Origin of the sequence: Bacillus cereus group sp. BfR-BA-01356, from assembly GCF_022663635.1 — a bacterium.
GTDB lineage: Bacteria > Bacillota > Bacilli > Bacillales > Bacillaceae_G > Bacillus_A > Bacillus_A cereus.
The window spans coordinates 1-19514 of sequence record NZ_JAKUFX010000111.1; the positions used below are offsets into that span (position 1 = coordinate 1).

Consider the following 19514-nt stretch of genomic DNA (forward strand, 5'->3'; position numbering starts at 1 on the left):
CCCATTGGATCTGGCAATTTCTTATTTCCTATTTTAATTTCTACTACTGCATCTTTTTCTATTTTTACAGTTATGTTATCTTTTAATAATTCGTAACCTTTAGGTGCTTCTACTTCCACTACGGTATAGTTTCCTATTGGTAAGTCTTTTGATATCGCTTCTCCTTCTTCATTTGTTACTAGTTCTCCAACTATTTTTCCTTTTGAATCTTCAATTTTAAACTTTGCCCTTGCTAGTTTTTTATTTTTATCACTTATGTCTACTTTCACAAGCTTCATTTTCCCCATTGGATCTGGCAATTTCTTATTTCCTATTTTAATTTCTACTACTGCATCTTTTTCTATTTTTACAGTTATGTTATCTTTTAATAATTCGTAACCTTTAGGTGCTTCTTTTTCCACTAAAGTATAATTTCCTATTGGTAAGTCTTTTGATATCGCTTCTCCTTCTTCATTTGTTACTAGTTCTCCAACTATTTTTCCTTTTGAATCTTCAATTTTAAACTTTGCTCCCTCCAATTTTTTATTATCATTATTACTATCAACCTTTTTTATTTTTACTTTTCCTGTACTAGGCTTGTTCCAATGTTTCCAGTTAAATTTGAAATTGTGAAACTCAAATCCACCAGTTTGTTGTACCGCACCGACAAATGCTTGTCCATTAATCGAACCGCCTTTTGTTTCTAATACAGCATTGGGAGCAAACACACTCCCAACAACACCATATCCTTCTGTTGTGATCTTTTTCGCATTAGGAAAAACCCAAATCATTTTACTGTATAGCTCAGTAAATGGTGAATTAGGAGAATAGGGTTGTGATGTGGGAATTATATCCGTAGCCCTTCCAATATTGTTCTTGTCATATAGAATAGCCCCATTTTTAAATGTAACCTCTATCGCATCCGAATACATTACAATAAAATCTTTGTCCTTAGCATTTGGTAAAAATACATCTCTTATATCTAAATTAATTTTCCCTGTCAATTCTGATGAAACATAAATATTAGGATTGTTTATATCTTTTCCGATTCCATGACTCATATTTGGAATTGGGGTATTCGTTTTATATTGACCTGCATTTTTACTGACTTGGTTCACTATATTGCGAAATTCATTAAATTTCGCGTCAATTTCTAGTTTTTCTTTATAAACGATACGATCATAAGAGGATTGGATGATGCGATCTGGATCACTCTCTTTTGTCATTACGACTATTCCGTTTTGAATGATAAAAGATTCTTCTCTTGATTTCTTAAATTTTCCAGACAATAACAAGGACGGATATCCATCATCACCCCATTTTTCACCTACTATATTAGATGTTCCCGCTGCAGCACCTACAATCGTATACCCCGATGCATCCATATCACCTTGAACTGCAATTGCTCCTTCAATGTCGCCACCTATTGCTTTATGGTTACCAAAGACAACAGCATTATAACGCGATATATCTCCTAGACCTTCTAAGTTAGTCGTGGATCCATATGCTTCTTTTGGTACATATACGACAAAACTTACACTTAACATTAACAAAACAATAAAATGAATACTTACCAGCTTTAATCGTAGCCTCAATTCCTTTGTTCCCACCTTTACCGTATTTTTTCTATAGTCGAATAAAATGAAATTTTTATTAATGATGATTTACTTCATCTCCTATATACCTTCTTTACTTATCTTTGAATTTCTGGTCCCACTTCCCATTAATGCAGGATAAATAAATACATTCTATCAAGTAAACCTTTTCTTATAAATTTCGACTAGAAACACACATAACAATAGGATTGTAACTATTACAGTCCACTTATTAAATATAACTATCTCTGTACTCACTTTTTGTTTTTCTTTCTCGTTTAACTCCACACGCTCACCTCGAACTAGCAATCTATTGGTGTTTACTCCATAAGGCGTACACGTAATTAAAGTTGTATAATCTTTATTTTGTACAATTTGTAGATCGTCCGTTTCGTGTGGTAACACTACTTTAATTTGATCTACTTTATAAGCAAGAACTTTGTCTAAAGAATGAATATAAAAAAGATCTCCTTTGCTCAACTTATCTAAATCTGTAAATAATTTTGCTGATGGTAAACCACGATGCCCTGTTAAAATAGTGTGCGTATTTTCTCCACCTACCGGGAGCGAAGAAAAATCTAAATGACCTATCCCGCGACTCAATACTTCCTCAGAGGTCCCTTGATAGATTGGCAGTTTTATATTAATTTTCGATATTTCAATATACCCCATTACATCTCCTAAATTTAACGCATCAGCATACGCTTGATAATTACTTTTTTTTTCAGAAAATGGATCTGTAAATGTTTTCGCAGAAGTTTGAACTTGTTTATTATATTCGGCTGCTTCTTTTTCCCTACGTTCGACTTCTTTCTTTTGTAGCGCTTTGATCTTCTTATCGTAAGAGCTAATCTCAGAATAATGTGCACGAGTCGCCAACCAATTACTAATAGTAGGATATAAAAAAATACCTAATCCAAATAAAAAAATACCCCCCAAAACAAGATTTCGTTTCATATTTCCACCTCTGTATATGCTTAAATATCGAAAAGAGGGAAGCATTTTGCTTCTCCCCTTTTCCCATAGTTACATGTTCCTAAAATCTTAATTTCTAGCAAACTTTTTTCTAAAGAAAACAAATGCCGCTGTAAGCATTAACGTAAGGCCTATTATAGTAAAAAGAGTCGTTCCTATGCCACCCGTTACCGGAAGAATCCATCCACTTTTATTATTTTCAATCGTCAATTTAACCGTTTGATTATTTTCACTAATCTTTACATCAATGGGGTCTTTTAATAATTGATAAGATGCTTTTGTACCATCTTCTTTTGTATATGTTGGTGCTTTCGTTTCAAAAATTTGATAGTCTCCATATGGAATGTTAGACCATTTAATAACACCATTTTCATCTGATACACCTGTTACTTCTTTTCCTGCTACGACAACTATTTTTCCATTATTATCTTTAAGTACAAACTCTGCACCTTTTAATTTATTCTTATTAGCACTATCAATTTTTGTTAACTCAATTATTCCAGTTGTCGGAATAACAACTACAGGTTTAGATTCCTTTTCTCCAATTACATCATTTTTATTTGTAAAATGTATTTTTGCTGTATTTAAAATTTCCGAACCAGATGGTACTCCTTCTTTTACTTGGGATTTAATTTGCAAATGAAATTCTTTTTTACCATCTAATTTTGTGAAATCTTTTACTGTAGCTGTTACTTTTTGACCTTCTATAGCTACCTCAACAACGTTTGCATTTACTTCTGCTCCATCAATTTTCACGATTGGCTTTCCTTGAATCACTAAACGATTATCCAAAGTATCTGTTACCACATATTTTTTGTATTCCTTAATGTCTTCTGGAATTAATGTTTTAATATCATAATTATAATTAGTTAACGGATTTATTGGTAACGCTTCCAATTTTCCGTTAATTTTTTTATCAATTGTTGGTTCTTCATAGTTTTTCACTTCTATTTTAACTACTGTACCAGAAGTAATAGTTCCATCTTCATTAATTGTTCCGGAGTTCTTAACAAAAAACTCACGTTTAGTTGGATCTATTACATAGCCTTTCGGAGCTTTTGTTTCTTGGAAATAGTATTCTCCATACTCCAATCCTTGCACGCGGATATGGCCATTAGCATCTGTTGCTAACTCTTTTTTCACTTCTGTACCGTCTTTTTTAAATAAAGAGAATACTGCACCTGCTAATGCTTTTTCATTTACACCAGTTTTTATTAAATCCACTGCACCACGTTTAATCTCATTTTTGGGATACATGTGAACATCATAGTTTAGCACCTTACCCTCTTTATTCGTTAATGGGATATCCACTGTATACGTATTGGGATTTAGATTAACATGTGGAGGTCCTGCCACTTCTTTCACCTCATAACGTCCTAGCGGAAGATCTTTTAATACAGCTTGTCCGTTATCATCTGTTACTACTTGATTTGGAGTGGCTCCCATTACAGGTTTCACGTCTTCTTTTACGATTTTCCCATCGTTTGAAATTTTTTCAAAAGAAGCAACCCTTTTCACTTCAAACGTTACACCTTTTAATGGTTTCACATCTTTTGGCACCTCTTGATTTGCAGAACCGTCACCTTCTAGTCCCTGCGCTCCATCTTTTTCTTGTTCATACTTATGAATCGTTAAAGTACCTTTAGATGGTGAATCTGCCTTTACTAATACACTAGACCATGTAGAAAATGTTAAGAATAACACTAAAAGCACACTAAATATTTTTTTCATTTCTCTTATCCCCTTTACTACTTCTATCATTTTAAAAATTTCTTTATTACTATTACCTTCTTAAAAGCAATAGTGTGCCAAGTATCAGATTTAAACGAATAACATAAAACATAGTCGTCCAACAATCCATTGTTTACAATCACTTATTCACTTTTCTTATCTTCTATTATTACGTTGTCTCTCCACATGATATATGTAATTTTCTCCCCTAAATTACACGTATATCCCTATTTCAAGAATCATTACATTTGTTACATAATAGCTTTCACTGCTAATTTCGACTAGTCACTTACTGTCAATCTATTCATTTCTCACTTCCTATCCCTATTTAAAATCCAATCTTAATCATTTTTTAATACATATAAGTAATAACCAACAAATAAGTGTGACGATTCATATTTTACGTTACTGTCCAAAACTATTACCTGTATATTCAAATAATATGTGCTATTCATGTTAAATTATGGTATTATTCTTAGAAGTTTATAACTTTTATTTATATTTTTTATTGATAAAGGTTTTCCGTATCTACTTATGAAAAAGGAATATATGTTTATTTAACTATTACGCATAACTGTAAGGAGGAAGAATATGACTAAAAAACTCAGTCTAGTTGAGATAGAGTACATTTGCAATATGTTTTTTCAATCTTTCGAAATTCCAGTTTGTTTTTTAGATTGTAACAAAAATATTCTTTTAGAATTTAAATCAAAAAATGATTCACATTCGTTATATACATCAAAAATAGAACAGTTACATATGCTTTTTCAGAGAAATGATACATATAATTCCCCCATCTTCAGAACTCACGAATATCTAGGGCACTTTATTTTAATTCACATAAAGAGCGATTATATGGTGAACGGTACTGTTATTATTGGGCCCTTGACACATGTAAATTTTTCTACAAGTAAAGCGGATAGTAACCTTAATTTTATTCCAAATTATAAAAGAACAAGAGACCATTATTTTTCATTGTCAGTCAAAGATCAAAATTTCTTTGTAAATATAGCGATATTGTTCTATAACATTCTCTATAAAAAAAATTCAGATGTAAGCACCTTTTCAAATAACAGTGACTCACTTCATATAAGTCATAGCAGCATCTTAAACGAAGATGTATATATTTCAATGCAAAAAGACGAATCTATTTATCATAATTTATATATAGAGCAGCAACTACTTAGTTCTATAGAAGAAGGGGATAAAGAAACCGTACTCAAATATTATTACGAATTCCAACAAGAGACTCTTTCATCTTTATCTTCATTCCATCAATTAAGACGTCATAAAAACATTTGTATTTCATCCATCACGCTCGCTACTAGATATGCGATAAAAGGGGGACTTCCATCTGGGATTGCTTACAAAATTTATGATTTACATATCCAAAGAACAGAAGATTCAAAAGACAAAGAATCTGTTTGGGATTTATTAAAAAATGCTTTTTGTACCTTTGCAGACCGTGTAAAGGCACAAAAAACACAGCAATATTCACAGACTATTGCTATTTGTAAAAACTACATTTTTAAAAATATTTACAATCCAATATCTGTTAAACAACTTGCTAAATTTGCAAATGTGAATTCAGATTATTTATCTATATTATTTAAAAAAGAAGTCGGTATTTCATTAATTGAGTACATTCAACGTGAACGAATCGAAGAAGCAAAGAAATTATTAACTTTCACCACCTATCCTTTATCAGACATATGCGCTTCGCTTAATTTTAGCGATCAAAGTTATTTCACTAAAATTTTTAAAAAATTCACCAATGAAACACCTGGTAAATATCGAAAATCTCATGTTGTCATTTAGAGTGAAACTTCCATTAAAACAAAATGTTTTCAGTAACTCATCAATGGCAGATTAGAAGCACTCCCAGATTCATGAACTATAGGATTTATGCTTTTTCCAAACCAAAAAACACGTTACTATTCTTTTATTTTAATGAGAATAGTAACGTGTTTTTTATGTAATGTAGTTTTGTAGACAGAACATGATCCAACTACAAATTTTTATAGAAGCCAAATGCACCGCTTAACTACTAAAATCTTATTAAGTAAAAAATCCATATTTTGTTTTACTTACTTTCTATTTTATTTCTTTTGAATAATGAACTCTTTTCTTCAAACGAATGATCCCTACTATTATTTTTGTATCTTTCTAAATTTGCGAACAAAAGTGAGTACTGTGCCTGTAATAATCATCAATATGCCGATTGCTGCACTGTTAGTTGTACTTACACCCGTCTTTGGAAGCTCCTTATATGTATATTCTTTTTTATCGCTATTACTGTTGTTTGAGATATTACTCTTATTTTCCTTATTAGCAAGGCCATTAGCTTTGCTAGTTTCTTTATCTTTCACTAATACTTTTTGTATTGCATTTACCTCATTACCCACGGAATCTCTAACACTATATATTATTTCATAAGTACCAGCTTTAGTTGTATCTATAGTTCCTTCATACGCTACTTTAGAAATAAGGTCACCGTCCTCTTTATCAGTAGCTGATACCCCTACCAATGGATTAAATTGATCACCCTCAGTAATTGAAGTTGTAGCAGGTACTTTTAGTATTGGTTTATCATTTTTAACTTCTTCTCTAACTTTGACCGTTACAGTTTGCTTCGCCGTTACTTCATGACCTTTAGAATCTGTAACCGTGTACGTTAATACGTAAGTACCGGCTTTAGTTGTATCTACTTCACCATCAACTTTGATTTTAGAAGTGAGATCACCGTCTTCTTTATCGATAGCTAATACTTCTGCCATTGGAACAAATGAATCTCCTACATGAATTGTCGCTCCAACAGGCACTGTTAATTTAGGTTCTAAATCTGATGTTTCTCCATTTCCCTCTACAATTACAGTCTGTCTAGCCGTTGTATTTCTCCCTTGGGAATCAACGACCAAGTATTCCACAATGTATGTACCTGGTTTTGAAGTATCTACATCGCCTTTATGCTTTACTTTATTTGTTAAATCACCCTCTTCTTTATCAACAGCTTTTACATTTCTCATTGGATCAAACGTATCACCTACACGTAGTGTAATCGTAAACGGTACAGTTAACTCTGGAGCTTGGTTTTCTGCTGTTTTTTCGTTTTCTTTCACCGTTCCTGTAATTTTTGCCGCATCAAAAGCATTTTGGACTGCTTGAACTTCAATTGAGTTCGCTCCATATTTATTAGTTGCCACTTTAAGGCATGCCAATTTCAATTCAGAGAAATTAGAAGTCATATTTAATTCATCAGTATTTGCATAATAGAAAATATCAAACATTCTATCTTCACCAATACCATTTACATTTACACCGTTATGAGTACCACCTTGTGCAATTAAATACGCAACTTTATTAATAATACTTGAGTTAAAATGAACGCCTCCATAATCCTCTCCATTTAAATCATTATATTTACTATAATCATCAGGATACGGTAGTCCTTCTGAAAAATTAATTGCAGTTGGATTTTTCATATTACGAAAAGTCGATCCAGTTTGTTCTCCTATTGTCCAGTTAAATTCCCCATTATTTATGTATTTCTCTATAGCCGTTCCCATAATATCCGATAATGCCTCGTTAATTGCCCCAGATTCTCCTGAAAATTCAAGGTTAGATTCACTTGATGTAACTGCATGTGTAAATTCATGACCCGCTATATCGAATGCTTTTACCATAGGATCTCCATATAAAAGCATACTAATGTTATTAATATTAGTACTAAATGCATTCTCCCAATTTTCAGGATCATTTGTTCCTCCAGAATCCCATGCATGTACAACTGAAACTACTTTTTTTCCTTTATTATCAAAACTATTACGCTTATATTTTTCTTTATAAAAATCGTATACCTTTGTTGCTAAGAAATGAGCGCTTACCGCCTTTGGATCATTAAATGTTGTTGAAACACTAGTTGCTAGTATACCAGGATAATAACTTTCTTCATTTGTAATATCTCTATAATTTACATCATATGTCTCAATTCCTTGTCCTCTTGTGTAATCAGCAAGTGCATAATTCCCACTGGTCTGTTTAGAAATACCAAATGTACGAGTTACGCCTAAATCATCTTTTCCTGTTCCAGTTAATGATGTGAAATTGCTAGTTTTATTTTCCTTAACGGATTCAACATACTCTTCACTTATTTTCAAACTTGATTCTTGTACCATATCTTTTAACATTTCACCATTATGAGCATTCGCTAAATAAGTTCCAGATACATAATTTGGTGTTGTAGCAGCAAATGTAACTTGATATGCATTGCTAGCCTCCCCATGATTTTCATCAACAAAAATAACTGCCTTAACTTCTGGCTCAGAAATAAATTTAGTATCGTTTCCGTACTTTTTATAAATATATTGTTTTGCTTCTTCTTTTGATAAATTAATAGGTTTCTTTAAATCTTCTTGTGTTAAATTTTGTGCGCTAGCTCCTGAAATGCTTTTAATAATACCTTTTTTATCTACGTGAGCAGTCAACTGGTGGCCATATACTTCTTTTCCTTCATATATTTGTTGCATGCGCACAAGTGTAGTTCCATCATAAGAACCACGTTTTTGAAGAACTTTGTAATCTACTCCTGTTTCTGCACTAACTTGTTTTGGAGACAAAGCATGCTCCGTATTTTCCTTAAGTGCATCTTTCACTACATTCTCTGGTGCCTTTTTTGATGGTTGTGTCAGATTACCTGTACGGAACGAATCCTCTTGAATTTCAACTTGCATTTGACCAGGTTCCTCTGCATGACCTACTCCATATAGTGTTACACTTGTTAAAACGAAGCCTGTAGTTAATGCAACTATAGCTATTTCTTTTTTATTTCCCATGATATTTACCTCGTATAAATTTCTATTATTTATATAAAACTGCTAAAATGTATACAATCTATTCCTAACATAAAAAGATGACTTTTGTAATCAACAAAAGCCACCTCTTTAATATGTAATATCCCTAAAATGTTTTTAATACATAATTTCTATACAAAAAAGAAAAAAGCATTCATTAACGAGCATTTTGCAATACTTTTATTAGGTCATTTATATTTTCAACTTTCTGTTGAAACTGATCAAGTCTGCTATGTAGCAATGAAGGATTTTTATCTTCAGTTGAAATAACTTGTTTTAATTCGTTTTCTAATTTATCATACATATCAAAGAAATTATCAAATTCTACACTTACAAGCTCTTCATTTTCGCGATAGAATCTTTTTGCTTCTATATAAGTCATATATGATTTATTTAAAAATCCTAATGAAATTAAATATTTAGAAGTGTTTTCTTGATAAATAGCAATATCACACGCTATTTTAATATCAGAATAAGTCTTTTGAACGAGACAATGCAATTCAAAAATCTTAAACTTTAATCCATTATTCATTTCATCCCCTCCCATCGTATCTATTCTACATAAAATTAGAATATTATACAAAGAAAATTATTAGCATGAAATTGACAATTTAAAAAATAACTTAAGGATAAACAAAATCCCTCTCATTATAAATTATAGTTGCGGAGCATTTACCAACATAACAGCAAAATAAAAAGCGAAAAGAATAAATCTTTCCGCTCTTAGAGTAATAAATACATTTCATATTGCGCTAAAGAATTCTTTTCAAATCCACATTTCTTAAGAAAACCTTCCAGTAAATTATTGTTAGGAAACCCAATTGATAAACTTGATAAATTTAATTCTTCTCTTGCTATTTGTAATAATTTCATCCCAACACCAATATTTCTATAATCTTTTTCTACGAAAATAAAACTAATTTTACCTTGTTTATTTACACATAGAGAGCCTTTTAAGTCATTATCGACATATGCACCATAAAATACATGATTTGTTTTTTTGATATAATCAATATCATTTTGCCAATTTATATGGAAGTTTAACCATTTCTGAATTTCATCTTTAAAAGTTGGAAATTCTAATTGTTTTACTTCACTATCCTTACAATCTTTATTCATTATTTTAGTCAAATCATTTAAATTATAATAAGAAAGATCGTACACTTTTTCATAGCCCAACTTATTATAAAAATGAATCGCTCGGTCATTTCCTACAATGACTTCGAGAAAAAGTTGCTTACATCCATGTTGAATCGCCTCTTCTTTATGCAGTTCAAATAATTTTTGACTCACACCAATACCGCGGTAATTAGGATGAACCGCTAATGTTCCACAGCGCATAGTCTTAATACTTTCATAATCCTTTATACCACCTAGTATTACGCCAACAGGTTTGCCTTCTTCTAAAGCAAGAAAAGAATGTTCTAGCAAATTACCTTCTGGTCCCAAAAAACGTTGTATAAAATCCTCTTTTGAAACCTCCATCTTAATAATGTAATCTGAAAATCCATCTTTAAAAGCTTCATATACTAAATCAATATTTACTTCACTACACCTTTTATATTGAATCATATAAAATTGCCCTCCAACTGCTTATATTAAACTCAACGTGTACCCATATAATATATTCCATCTATTATAAATTTCAGCTCTTAATTTGAAATGAGCGGACATTTCCCTACATATAACTCACTATTGATTTGTTTTATAACAAACTATCTATTATTTACTACATTAATCTCATAAACACGCAAAAAAGCAATTAAATGCTCACATGCTCTTTCACATGCTAGCATTTTAAAGATTTTTTGTTCTTCTTTCGTTTTATCATTTGCTTGATCTGAAGCAGCTTTTAAACAGAGAAATGGTTTTTTATTTATTTGGCATACATAGGCGAAAGCTGCTACTTCTTGATCAACTGCCAATGCTCCATATACAGTATGGAGTAAATATCTCATTTCCGAACTACGAATACGTTGATCTCCTGATAAAAATGTACCGAAATGTATCGGATCATACGATCGTATTTTTTTTATTCTTCTTACAAGTGATTTTGTTGTTTCAATAGGTGCTGTTCTACCGTTATATAAATTAAAAACATCTTCCCCTGAACCAGCAGCAGTGACATCATGTTGTATTGCGTTTAGTGCGACTACAATATGACCGTTTTTCACCTTGTTTGATAAACTTCCGCATATTCCTGTCATAAACAACTCATCTGGCTGAAACTCACTAATTAACAATTGTACACAACTAGCGCAGCTTACTTTACCGACACCAGTAACAACTGATATAATTTCCAGCTCATTAATAGTATGAAAATGAAATTCCCAAGCTGCTCTTTTTTCAACACGTTCACTCGGATAATGTTGATGCAAATACGTCAGTTCTGGTTCCCATGCAGATACTATTGCAATACGTTTCATTACACGCTTCACTTCCCCTATTGTCATTTAAATATGTTATCTATACTTTCTCGTTCATAATCTGGAATCCATTCTTTGTATTTCTTATATAAATCTCGTATTATTTCTTTATTCTTCGCAATTACTTCACATCCTCTATCATCATACATAAACATGACAATATCTTTCGTTGCATTAATGAGAAATACATCTGGATAAAAAATTTCTTTTTTTCGTCCAAATCGAGGATACAAATCAGAAAAATCCTCATGATTAGCAGCTTGTATAAGCGATTCATATTTAATATCTTCTACGAGACATCTTAAAGAAAATTGATATGTACAATATAAATCTGCTTCTTCATCTTCAAATAGAAACGGTAACGTTTCTTGTCTTATATGAAATCTTAAATCTCTTTTCTTAATATATTTATTGTATACATTTATTTTCTGTGGAGTTTTTATGTTTTCCTTTTTAAATCTATAAACATTTGTCACTACAAACACTACATCTTCTTTTGAAAATATGTCTTCAAATAAGAATTTATTATATGTATATAGTTGAGAAAAGTATTCCATATTTAAATCGTCGGTTCCTTCTACAATTTGATATTTATCTTTTCCGAAATCAAAATGCAAATGATTTTCCCACTGAGATAATAAGTAGGGTCCTAATGTAACTTCTGGAAATGTTTGATTCATATATTCTTTTAATTGCATTTCCTTGTCCTTTCTACTGTACAATTCTTTTTAAATCCCAATATGCTTCTTCTAGCCACGGGTGTATAACTTTCAATGTATCTTTCCTTTCCCACAAATATGAAATATATACAAAAGCTGCTTTTTCCAAAGATTTTTCCAATCCTTTTTTTATTTCTATTAAATATGGTGGTGTCCCTTTTTGATCCCATTCTATTTTATCTGCAACAAATAATACTAAATCCATCTTCGTTGCATGTTTACGCAACGTTGTATGGGCAACAAATTGCATTTAAAATCTCTTCATCTTCGACTTTAAATATTTCTTTTGCGATTACCCTCGATAATTTTTGATGAATAATCATAGGAAACTTTCTTTCCGCTTCCACTATTTCTACACCAAATTCTTCAGCAACTGCAATCCGCTCCTCGTTTGGAAAAATGCCACTAATATCATGTAAATATCCTGCAATTGCTGCTTTTTCTTTATCTACGTGAAACTTTTCTGCAATCTTTTTTGCCTCATTTGCCACACGAATTGAATGTTTATATGTAAACTCTTTATTATATTTTAGTAGAAAAGCTTTAATATCATTTTCTATTTTTCCAGTTGGAGTAAATGAATATTTATCATTACATAACATAGAAAATCCCCCTTATAACTACCTTTCATTATAATGTAGAATCTAAATATCTTTGTTATTTTATATTCGATATTAATCTTTTTACTCCTTTTTAATACGTTACATGAAATTTTATACAGAATCATCGCTACAAGTACATAAATGTTTGATATTATAGTAATGTTGATGATTTGTAAGGAAAGGAACTACACAATGAATAAAAACATATTAATTATTGATGATGATAAAGAAATTGTTGAATTACTTGCTGTTTATTTGCGAAATGAAGGCTATAACATTTATAAAGCTTATGATGGCGATGAAGCATTGCAAAAGGTTTCTACATATGAAGTTGACCTTATGATTTTGGATATTATGATGCCAAAACGAAACGGATTAGAAGTTTGTCAGGAAGTGCGTGAAAATAATACTGTACCAATTCTAATGCTTAGTGCAAAAGCAGAAGATATGGATAAAATATTAGGCCTTATGACAGGTGCCGATGATTATATGATCAAACCATTCAATCCATTAGAATTAGTAGCTAGAGTGAAAGCTTTATTACGAAGATCCTCTTTCCAAAATGCTACTTCGCAAAAGAATGAAGATGGTATTATTCGTATTCGCTCTGTTGAAATACATAAACATAATCATACAGTTAAAGTAAATGGAGAGTACATTAAACTAACCTCTATTGAATTCGATATTTTATATTTACTTGCGAGTAATACAGGAAGAGTATTTAGTTCAGAAGAAATTTTCGAACGCGTTTGGAATGAAGATGGTTATGGTTCAAATAAGACGGTAATGGTCCATATTAGCAACTTACGAGATAAACTTGAAACAGTAATAAATGGAGAAAAATTTATTCATACTGTTTGGGGAGTTGGCTATAAAATTGAGAAATGAAGCATTTGATATATTAAAAGATATTCCTAAATGGAAACTTATTTTTTGGCTTTTATTAGCTATCACACTCACTCCTATTACTGAATTAATTATTTATCGCCTCGTTACGAGTGTAATTGAAAGTTCACTTACTCTAACCGAACTCGGTAAAGAATTCATTCGAATTTTTGGTTATGAAAAGTATAAAGGGATTAAAGAGTCTTTATGGATGATGATTGTATCTTATTTGTTTTTATTTTCTATTTTTTCATCCTATCTTTACATTTTTTATCGTCACGAGAAAAAACTTTATTATGAAACTTGTATAAAAAAAATGATAGAAGAAATTCGTTATATTGCAAATGGAAACTTCAATCATAAAGTTTCTATTGTAAATCATAATTATCTAGAAGAATTAGCAATCGGGGTCAATGAAATTGTTGAACAATTAAAAGTCTCCATTGATGAAGAAAGACAAGCTGAACAAGCAAAAAGTGAACTTATTACAAATGTATCACATGACTTACGCACTCCCCTTACTTCTATAGTTGGATACGTAAATTTAATCCATCATGATAATTATAGAGATGAAGTGGAATTGCGATACTATATTCAAGTCATTTACGATAAGGTAACTCGTCTTAATGCATTAATGAATGACTTGTTCGAATATACACGTGTTCAAAATAAAGAATTAAGCTTGTATTCTGTTCCTATTGATATTGTAGAGTTACTTGGACAATTAACTGTTCAATTCCGTATACAATTTCAAGAAGCTAATATAGAATGTCGGCCTTCTTTCCCGTCTCAAAAGCTCATGGTATTAGCTGATGGTGACAAATTAGTGCGTGTGTTTGAAAATCTTATTATAAACGCTATCGCTTATGGAAGCGAAGGTCGCTATATTGACCTTACTGCTTATGAAAGCAATAATATGATTACAATTGATATAACAAATTACGGACAACCTATTCCTAGTACGGATTTACCTCATATTTTTGAACGTTTTTATCGCGTTGAGAAATCTCGCTCTACAAACACTGGTGGATCTGGACTTGGATTAGCAATTGCAAAGAGTATAGTCGAATTGCATAAAGGAACAATTGAAGTATATAGTGATGACGAAAAAACAACATTCACTGTAAAACTGCTCCCATACAAATGTTAATATTACAAATAAAAAGTTCAATTTCTTACCATATAAGAAATTGAACTTTTTCCATAATTACCCTAAATTTAATAATCCTTTATAATTCTTTAGAAATTCTTTACCTTTTCTTTCTTCCTAATTAAGCATTCCTTTTTACAATACTATTATTGATGTCATAATAGGAGGATCGCTTATGCAATTCTTAAAGAAATTCGCTATTTTATTATTATCTTTTTTTATTACTGCACTTATCGTTTTATATTTTTATCTTTATGTAAATGGTCCGATTATTCAAGCTAAATCAGCTATTTTAATAAATGCTAATTCAGGTGAAATTGTTTATAAAAAAAATGAAGAAACTCCAGTACAATCAGCTGCTTTATCTAAATTAATGACAGAATATATCGTATTGGAGCAACTAAATGATAGAAAAATACAGTTAGATGACTTCGTACAAATAAGTAACGAAGTTTTCCGAGTAGAAACAAGCCCTATACAAGTAACATCGAATGATAAAACAACGGTTCGTGATTTACTTCATGCATTGCTACTGGCAGGGAATAATCGTTCTGCACTCGCCCTAGCAGAACACATTGCTGGAAATGAAGATAACTTTACAGTATTAATGAATAAAAAAGCAAAAGAACTAAAGTTATTACAACCATCTCCATTTCTAAACTCTACTGGAATTAATAATAATACAAATAAACAATCAACTACAACAGCGATAGACGCAGCTAAACTAGCAGCACGATTAGTAAAAGATTTTCCAGATGTATTGAATATTACAAAACTAACCTCTTACCAATTTACCTTCAAAGATTCCCAGGTTTTCAATACGAATAAAATGATATATTCCCTTAATGAAAACATTAAACTTCAAGGTGTTGATGGCTTACAAACTAGTTTTTCAACTAACGGTAATTATAGTTTTGTCAGTACAGCAAAACTTGGAGATACTAGACTAATTTCAGTAATATTAGATGCAGATGAAGAAAACATTTCATTTATTGAAACAAAAAAGTTGCTCCAGTATGGTTTTGATCCTTCCTCGTACTCTGCACTCCAAGCTTTTAAAGACGCCCTTACATCTTGGACAATATTGCTTCAGTTTAAAAATTTAATTATACAAACTATAATGATTTTTTTAATCATTACCACCTTAATGTTTTTACATATACGTCAGAAAAAATCCGAGGATTTCAATTAAGAAATCTTCTTATATATATAAAACCGACTTGCGCTTGAGATGCAAGTCGGTTTTTAATTCTATCATCCTCTTCCAAGCAAATTTGCTGAAACTGGTTGCAAGCTTAACTCTCTCGCCCATATAGATAGCTGACCAATATGATAAATTTCATATCCCATTACATGTCTTAAAACCTATGTTTTTTGAGGCATACATCCATCTCTGTTTCCTTTCGTTGTGTTCGTTTGTTTAGTTTAAATGGGTTAATCTATTAATTCTATTAAATCCAACAATTGAACTATTACACTTTAAAGTTCTACTCATATACTATAGTAGATTACTAGAAAGGAGGCTTAACTATGGATAGTTGTGTTGTATTTGTAAACGGACAACCTTTTTTAGTTCTTTCAGTAGCTGGTATTGAAATTGCTAGATTAGAGATTTCCCTTCAAGTAGCATTAGCTCTAAGAGTGCTTGGGATACCAATCTGTGATTAATTACCAAATTAAAAGAAAAAGAGGGCATTAGCCCTCTTTTTTTATTTTCCTCATATATTTTCTTAACAACAAATAAAATTTTAATTTTTATATTGTAAGGAAATTCCGAAAAATAAACTCATTTTATTCAATAAAAAGAGCACCACCCATACCTCATTATCCGTTTCTAAAAAATTAGAATTCGATTAATTACAAAAAAATTTAAATATACGAACGTTACATAAAATACTTGTTAGAATAGCTGTCCTTCACACTATTTATTTCGCAGACGTTATATAATCAAAGCACCAATGATTAACTTTTTATACGGCTTATTTTAAGTGTGCTAGCATTCTAGGCTAGATGATCATGACTGCAAAAAAAACTTCAAGTTCTCGTTTATATAAATCAGATAACGCTTTCACTTTTTGAATCGATTGATAATCTTTAAATTGCGGTTCGCTATCTTCTTCTCCTTGAAGAGCACTAATCCAACTATACTTGAAATCATGTTTCTAACATACCCCCAGTTTGCAAAGTAAATCTTCCTCTCAAAGTTGTTCACACCACTTAAACCAATCATCTCTTACTTGCCAATTATATTGAAATAAAGTGTACACATTTCTCTCTCCCTTACTTCAATTATCCACCTAACAGCATCTGTTATACATTTAACCATTGACAATCACTTCTCTTCGGCCAAGTTCCTCTACAGCGTGATTAATTATTTCACTTACAGATAAAGAACCATCCAATATGATATCTGAATTCGGCTTAACAGTATGAATTGCCTCTAAATAAGCTTTTCTCGCATATGTCATGTAATGTTCCAAATCATTATGTATTTCATCTATTGTACCTTCCTTAAAATCTCGCAAAATCCTTCTAGCCATCGCAATATCTAAAGGCGTATTAATAAATATAGTTACATCAATGAATTTTCGCATCTCACTATTTAAGTATGCAAAAGGATAATCTACAATAATATAGTCTAAGGTATTATTTTGTATAAGTTGCTCAATATCATGAATTAATGGTGTTAATACCCACTCGTCGTAATTCGCCCCATCATCAATCCATTTACAAATATCAGCAGGAGAGTTATCAAATGTATAACTATCAAAATATAGAGCTTTTGAGTTTTTAAACTTATGCTTTAATCTTTCTGTAATTGTAGTTTTACCTCCTCCCGAAACAGCTGCAATTGAAATTATTTTTGTTTTATTATCCACTATACCCACCAAACCCCTTTGTTAACATAATATAATTATAAATTACTATCGTTGCTACTTCTTCCATTCATATTCTAACATACTCATTTCCCATAAATTCCAATACGTTTCTCCTACTCTTTTTGACTCTCTTAATAAGCCTTCTTTTACAAACCCTATTTTTTCGTAACATGAAATGGCCGATGTATTAAAATCATACACACCAAGAGTTACTCTATGTAGTTTTAATTCGTCAAAAGCAATATGAAGTACTGCTTTCATCATATGTTTTCCTATAGAACGTCCTCTCATCTTCGTATTACCAACTAATACTTTTCCAATTCTAGCGGACTTATTAATATTATCTATTTGCCCAAGCGAAATATGTCCAATAACGTCTGAAGTCTCTTCATCTACCACTTTGAAAGCGAGTGTATTTGCACTTTCTATATACTTCTCTAATTGCTGTTCGTCTAAAGGAAATGTGAATGCATTTCCTGACCACTGTATTAGAAATTCTTCGGAATTAATCCAATTTATTAATTGTTTAAAATCAGATTTCTTAAAGCTTTCTAGTTTAATCACTTCCTTGCTCCTTTCGTACATCATGCTTTATAACCTCAAACTTATTTCTATATAAAGAATATATTCTCCTTTTATATAAAATCAAAATAAAGCCATTCATGTGAATGGCTTTACAAAAAAGCAGCATAATTATGCTTTGTTTGCTACATCAATACTATTAAAATCAAAGTCAGCAGTAACCGTTGTAACCGGTGGGAAAATTGCTTCAATTTTGCAAATGGAAATAATTACTCCAACCGATCCAGGAATAGCCGCAAGCCTAACTACATCACAACTTACAGACGAAACAGTACCTACATAAGTACGTCCCTCTGTATTAATTTGAACTGTTCGATTAATTAATTTCTTAAGTTCATCCCTAATTCCTTGTACACAAGAATTATCACATTTCTCATGCTGTTCTTTTTTACACTCTTCGAATACTTCCCAACAATCATCTTGTTTACATGTACACTTCTTTTTACAATTATTAAATCGAGAACCCAATACCTCACCCCCTAATCCTTTCTATTAGTAAAGTATGTCCACTAGCTTAAAAGGGTACGAGGCAAACACATAAAAAGAAAAAAACAAACAATTGTACCAAACTTTCTTTTCATTATTCATTATAAAAACAGACTTCTCCTAATTAAAAGCTTTTTAATGAGCAGCCGTGAATTTAGTCCTACTCCATTTAATGTTTAGACACCACTTTCTAAAACAAACCTTTTTTCTTTTAAATAAGACGCCCCTTAAAAACACACTAGATTTTCCCATTAACTCACATATACATAGACTTTATTTGTGGATTTCCCATTTTTCATTGTGAAATATACATTTAAAAAACGTACTTGAAAATAAGATATTATTTGTAATCAGAACATTTTCTTCAACAAGTGTTTATTGAAAAATACCATAACTAGTAGTAGTTCTCTTCACTTTCTCTTAAAAATTAGCATAGTTTGTATGAATTCTATATCGAGTAGAAGACACTCTATCATATAAAGATAAAATAGTAGGTTAATAAACAAGCCATTTTTTTATTAAAACATAGAATAATATGAACACTATTGAAAGACCAACTATGAAAAGTCAAGGGGACATTTTCAAAAAATATTGCTAGAGGATTTTGAAAATAAATCCACTGGATTCGATAGGAAGTGGCTAAACGTCTTCATAA

The 19514-nt window shown here is 31.1% G+C and carries 16 protein-coding genes and 3 pseudogenes; 5 read left to right on the plus strand and 14 right to left on the minus strand.

Going from position 1 to position 19514, the window contains the following annotated elements; genetic code table 11:
• From MR168_RS25735 to MR168_RS25745, 3 genes are all read right to left on the minus strand, one after another.
• On the minus strand, positions 1 to 1574 hold a 1574-nt coding region (locus tag MR168_RS25735), incomplete at its 3' end, for a SpaA isopeptide-forming pilin-related protein (protein ID WP_242291585.1).
• 156 nt (positions 1575 to 1730) lie between these two features.
• Entirely contained in the window at positions 1731 to 2531 is an 801-nt protein-coding gene (locus MR168_RS25740; protein ID WP_086412680.1) for a class C sortase, read from the minus strand.
• Between the two features lie 87 nt (positions 2532 to 2618).
• Positions 2619 to 4280, minus strand: a complete 1662-nt coding sequence (locus MR168_RS25745) for a SpaA isopeptide-forming pilin-related protein (RefSeq protein ID WP_242291586.1) — start codon at positions 4278 to 4280, stop codon at positions 2619 to 2621.
• Between the two features lie 591 nt (positions 4281 to 4871).
• Here MR168_RS25745 and MR168_RS25750 point away from each other — a divergent pair.
• On the plus strand, positions 4872 to 6098 hold the full coding sequence (locus MR168_RS25750; protein ID WP_000162835.1) for an AraC family transcriptional regulator: 1227 nt from the start codon (positions 4872 to 4874) through the stop codon (positions 6096 to 6098).
• A 332-nt stretch (positions 6099 to 6430) separates the two neighbouring features.
• On the opposite strand, the gene MR168_RS25755 is transcribed toward MR168_RS25750, so the two are convergent.
• The 6 genes and pseudogenes from MR168_RS25755 to yqeK all read right to left on the minus strand — a co-directional run bounded on the left by MR168_RS25755 (position 6431) and on the right by yqeK (position 12877).
• A complete protein-coding gene (locus MR168_RS25755) occupies positions 6431 to 9112 on the minus strand; it encodes a M4 family metallopeptidase (protein WP_086411359.1) in 2682 nt (893 codons plus the stop codon).
• 175 nt (positions 9113 to 9287) lie between these two features.
• On the minus strand, positions 9288 to 9662 hold the full coding sequence (locus MR168_RS25760; RefSeq protein ID WP_001059022.1) for a hypothetical protein: 375 nt from the start codon (positions 9660 to 9662) through the stop codon (positions 9288 to 9290).
• Between the two features lie 191 nt (positions 9663 to 9853).
• Positions 9854 to 10702, minus strand: a complete 849-nt coding sequence (locus MR168_RS25765; RefSeq protein WP_086411360.1) for a GNAT family N-acetyltransferase — start codon at positions 10700 to 10702, stop codon at positions 9854 to 9856.
• Positions 10703 to 10845: 143 nt separating this feature from the next.
• Entirely contained in the window at positions 10846 to 11583 is a 738-nt protein-coding gene (gene mtnN / locus MR168_RS25770; RefSeq protein ID WP_000151939.1) for a 5'-methylthioadenosine/S-adenosylhomocysteine nucleosidase, read from the minus strand.
• Positions 11580 to 12254 (minus strand): DUF3885 domain-containing protein, encoded by a 675-nt coding sequence (locus MR168_RS25775; RefSeq protein WP_140159326.1) that lies wholly within the window; start codon positions 12252 to 12254, stop codon positions 11580 to 11582. Before MR168_RS25775 ends, mtnN begins: the two co-directional genes overlap by 4 nt.
• A 13-nt stretch (positions 12255 to 12267) precedes the next feature.
• Positions 12268 to 12877, minus strand: a pseudogene (gene yqeK / locus MR168_RS25780) (bis(5'-nucleosyl)-tetraphosphatase (symmetrical) YqeK).
• Between the two features lie 192 nt (positions 12878 to 13069).
• Here yqeK and MR168_RS25785 point away from each other — a divergent pair.
• The 3 genes from MR168_RS25785 to MR168_RS25795 all read left to right on the plus strand — a co-directional run bounded on the left by MR168_RS25785 (position 13070) and on the right by MR168_RS25795 (position 16104).
• Positions 13070 to 13765 carry a response regulator transcription factor gene (locus MR168_RS25785; protein ID WP_001038807.1) on the plus strand — a complete coding sequence of 232 codons (696 nt, stop codon included), beginning with the start codon at positions 13070 to 13072 and terminating at the stop codon, positions 13763 to 13765.
• Positions 13755 to 14912: a sensor histidine kinase gene (locus MR168_RS25790; RefSeq protein ID WP_001243307.1), complete on the plus strand. Its 1158-nt coding sequence runs from the start codon at positions 13755 to 13757 to the stop codon at positions 14910 to 14912. Before MR168_RS25785 ends, MR168_RS25790 begins: the two co-directional genes overlap by 11 nt.
• A 175-nt stretch (positions 14913 to 15087) precedes the next feature.
• Positions 15088 to 16104, plus strand: a complete 1017-nt coding sequence (locus MR168_RS25795) for a D-alanyl-D-alanine carboxypeptidase family protein (RefSeq protein WP_006917594.1) — start codon at positions 15088 to 15090, stop codon at positions 16102 to 16104.
• Positions 16105 to 16166: 62 nt separating this feature from the next.
• Here MR168_RS25795 and MR168_RS25800 read toward each other — a convergent pair.
• Positions 16167 to 16277, minus strand: a pseudogene (locus MR168_RS25800) (DinB family protein); the annotation flags it as partial.
• Positions 16278 to 16442: 165 nt separating this feature from the next.
• On the opposite strand from MR168_RS25800, the gene MR168_RS25805 reads away from it, so the two are divergent.
• Positions 16443 to 16580 carry a DUF3956 domain-containing protein gene (locus MR168_RS25805; protein WP_000376554.1) on the plus strand — a complete coding sequence of 46 codons (138 nt, stop codon included), beginning with the start codon at positions 16443 to 16445 and terminating at the stop codon, positions 16578 to 16580.
• A gap of 350 nt (positions 16581 to 16930) precedes the next feature.
• Here MR168_RS25805 and MR168_RS25810 read toward each other — a convergent pair.
• From MR168_RS25810 to MR168_RS25825, 4 genes and pseudogenes are all read right to left on the minus strand, one after another.
• Positions 16931 to 17179, minus strand: a pseudogene (locus MR168_RS25810) (DinB family protein); the annotation flags it as partial.
• 51 nt (positions 17180 to 17230) lie between these two features.
• The gene (locus MR168_RS25815; RefSeq protein ID WP_370512808.1) at positions 17231 to 17800 is read right to left on the minus strand and encodes a nucleoside/nucleotide kinase family protein; all 570 of its coding nucleotides are present in this window, start codon (positions 17798 to 17800) and stop codon (positions 17231 to 17233) included.
• 45 nt (positions 17801 to 17845) lie between these two features.
• Positions 17846 to 18379, minus strand: coding sequence for a GNAT family N-acetyltransferase (locus MR168_RS25820; protein WP_000990082.1), 534 nt, complete (start codon positions 18377 to 18379; stop codon positions 17846 to 17848).
• A gap of 105 nt (positions 18380 to 18484) precedes the next feature.
• Entirely contained in the window at positions 18485 to 18841 is a 357-nt protein-coding gene (locus MR168_RS25825) for a hypothetical protein (RefSeq protein WP_086411362.1), read from the minus strand.
• Positions 18842 to 19514 lie beyond the last annotated feature (673 nt).

Bases quoted from the DNA above. Each gene is read 5' to 3' on its own strand.
- MR168_RS25740 (WP_086412680.1), bottom strand. From the start codon at position 2,531: ATGAAACGAAATCTTGTTTTGGGGGGTATTTTTTTATTTGGATTAGGT.
- MR168_RS25745 (WP_242291586.1), bottom strand. From the start codon at position 4,280: ATGAAAAAAATATTTAGTGTGCTTTTAGTGTTATTCTTAACATTTTCT.
- MR168_RS25750 (WP_000162835.1), top strand. From the start codon at position 4,872: ATGACTAAAAAACTCAGTCTAGTTGAGATAGAGTACATTTGCAATATG.
- MR168_RS25755 (WP_086411359.1), bottom strand. From the start codon at position 9,112: ATGGGAAATAAAAAAGAAATAGCTATAGTTGCATTAACTACAGGCTTC.
- MR168_RS25760 (WP_001059022.1), bottom strand. From the start codon at position 9,662: ATGAATAATGGATTAAAGTTTAAGATTTTTGAATTGCATTGTCTCGTT.
- MR168_RS25765 (WP_086411360.1), bottom strand. From the start codon at position 10,702: ATGATTCAATATAAAAGGTGTAGTGAAGTAAATATTGATTTAGTATAT.
- mtnN (WP_000151939.1), bottom strand. From the start codon at position 11,583: ATGACAATAGGGGAAGTGAAGCGTGTAATGAAACGTATTGCAATAGTA.
- MR168_RS25775 (WP_140159326.1), bottom strand. From the start codon at position 12,254: ATGCAATTAAAAGAATATATGAATCAAACATTTCCAGAAGTTACATTA.
- MR168_RS25785 (WP_001038807.1), top strand. From the start codon at position 13,070: ATGAATAAAAACATATTAATTATTGATGATGATAAAGAAATTGTTGAA.
- MR168_RS25795 (WP_006917594.1), top strand. From the start codon at position 15,088: ATGCAATTCTTAAAGAAATTCGCTATTTTATTATTATCTTTTTTTATT.
- MR168_RS25805 (WP_000376554.1), top strand. From the start codon at position 16,443: ATGGATAGTTGTGTTGTATTTGTAAACGGACAACCTTTTTTAGTTCTT.
- MR168_RS25820 (WP_000990082.1), bottom strand. From the start codon at position 18,379: ATGATGTACGAAAGGAGCAAGGAAGTGATTAAACTAGAAAGCTTTAAG.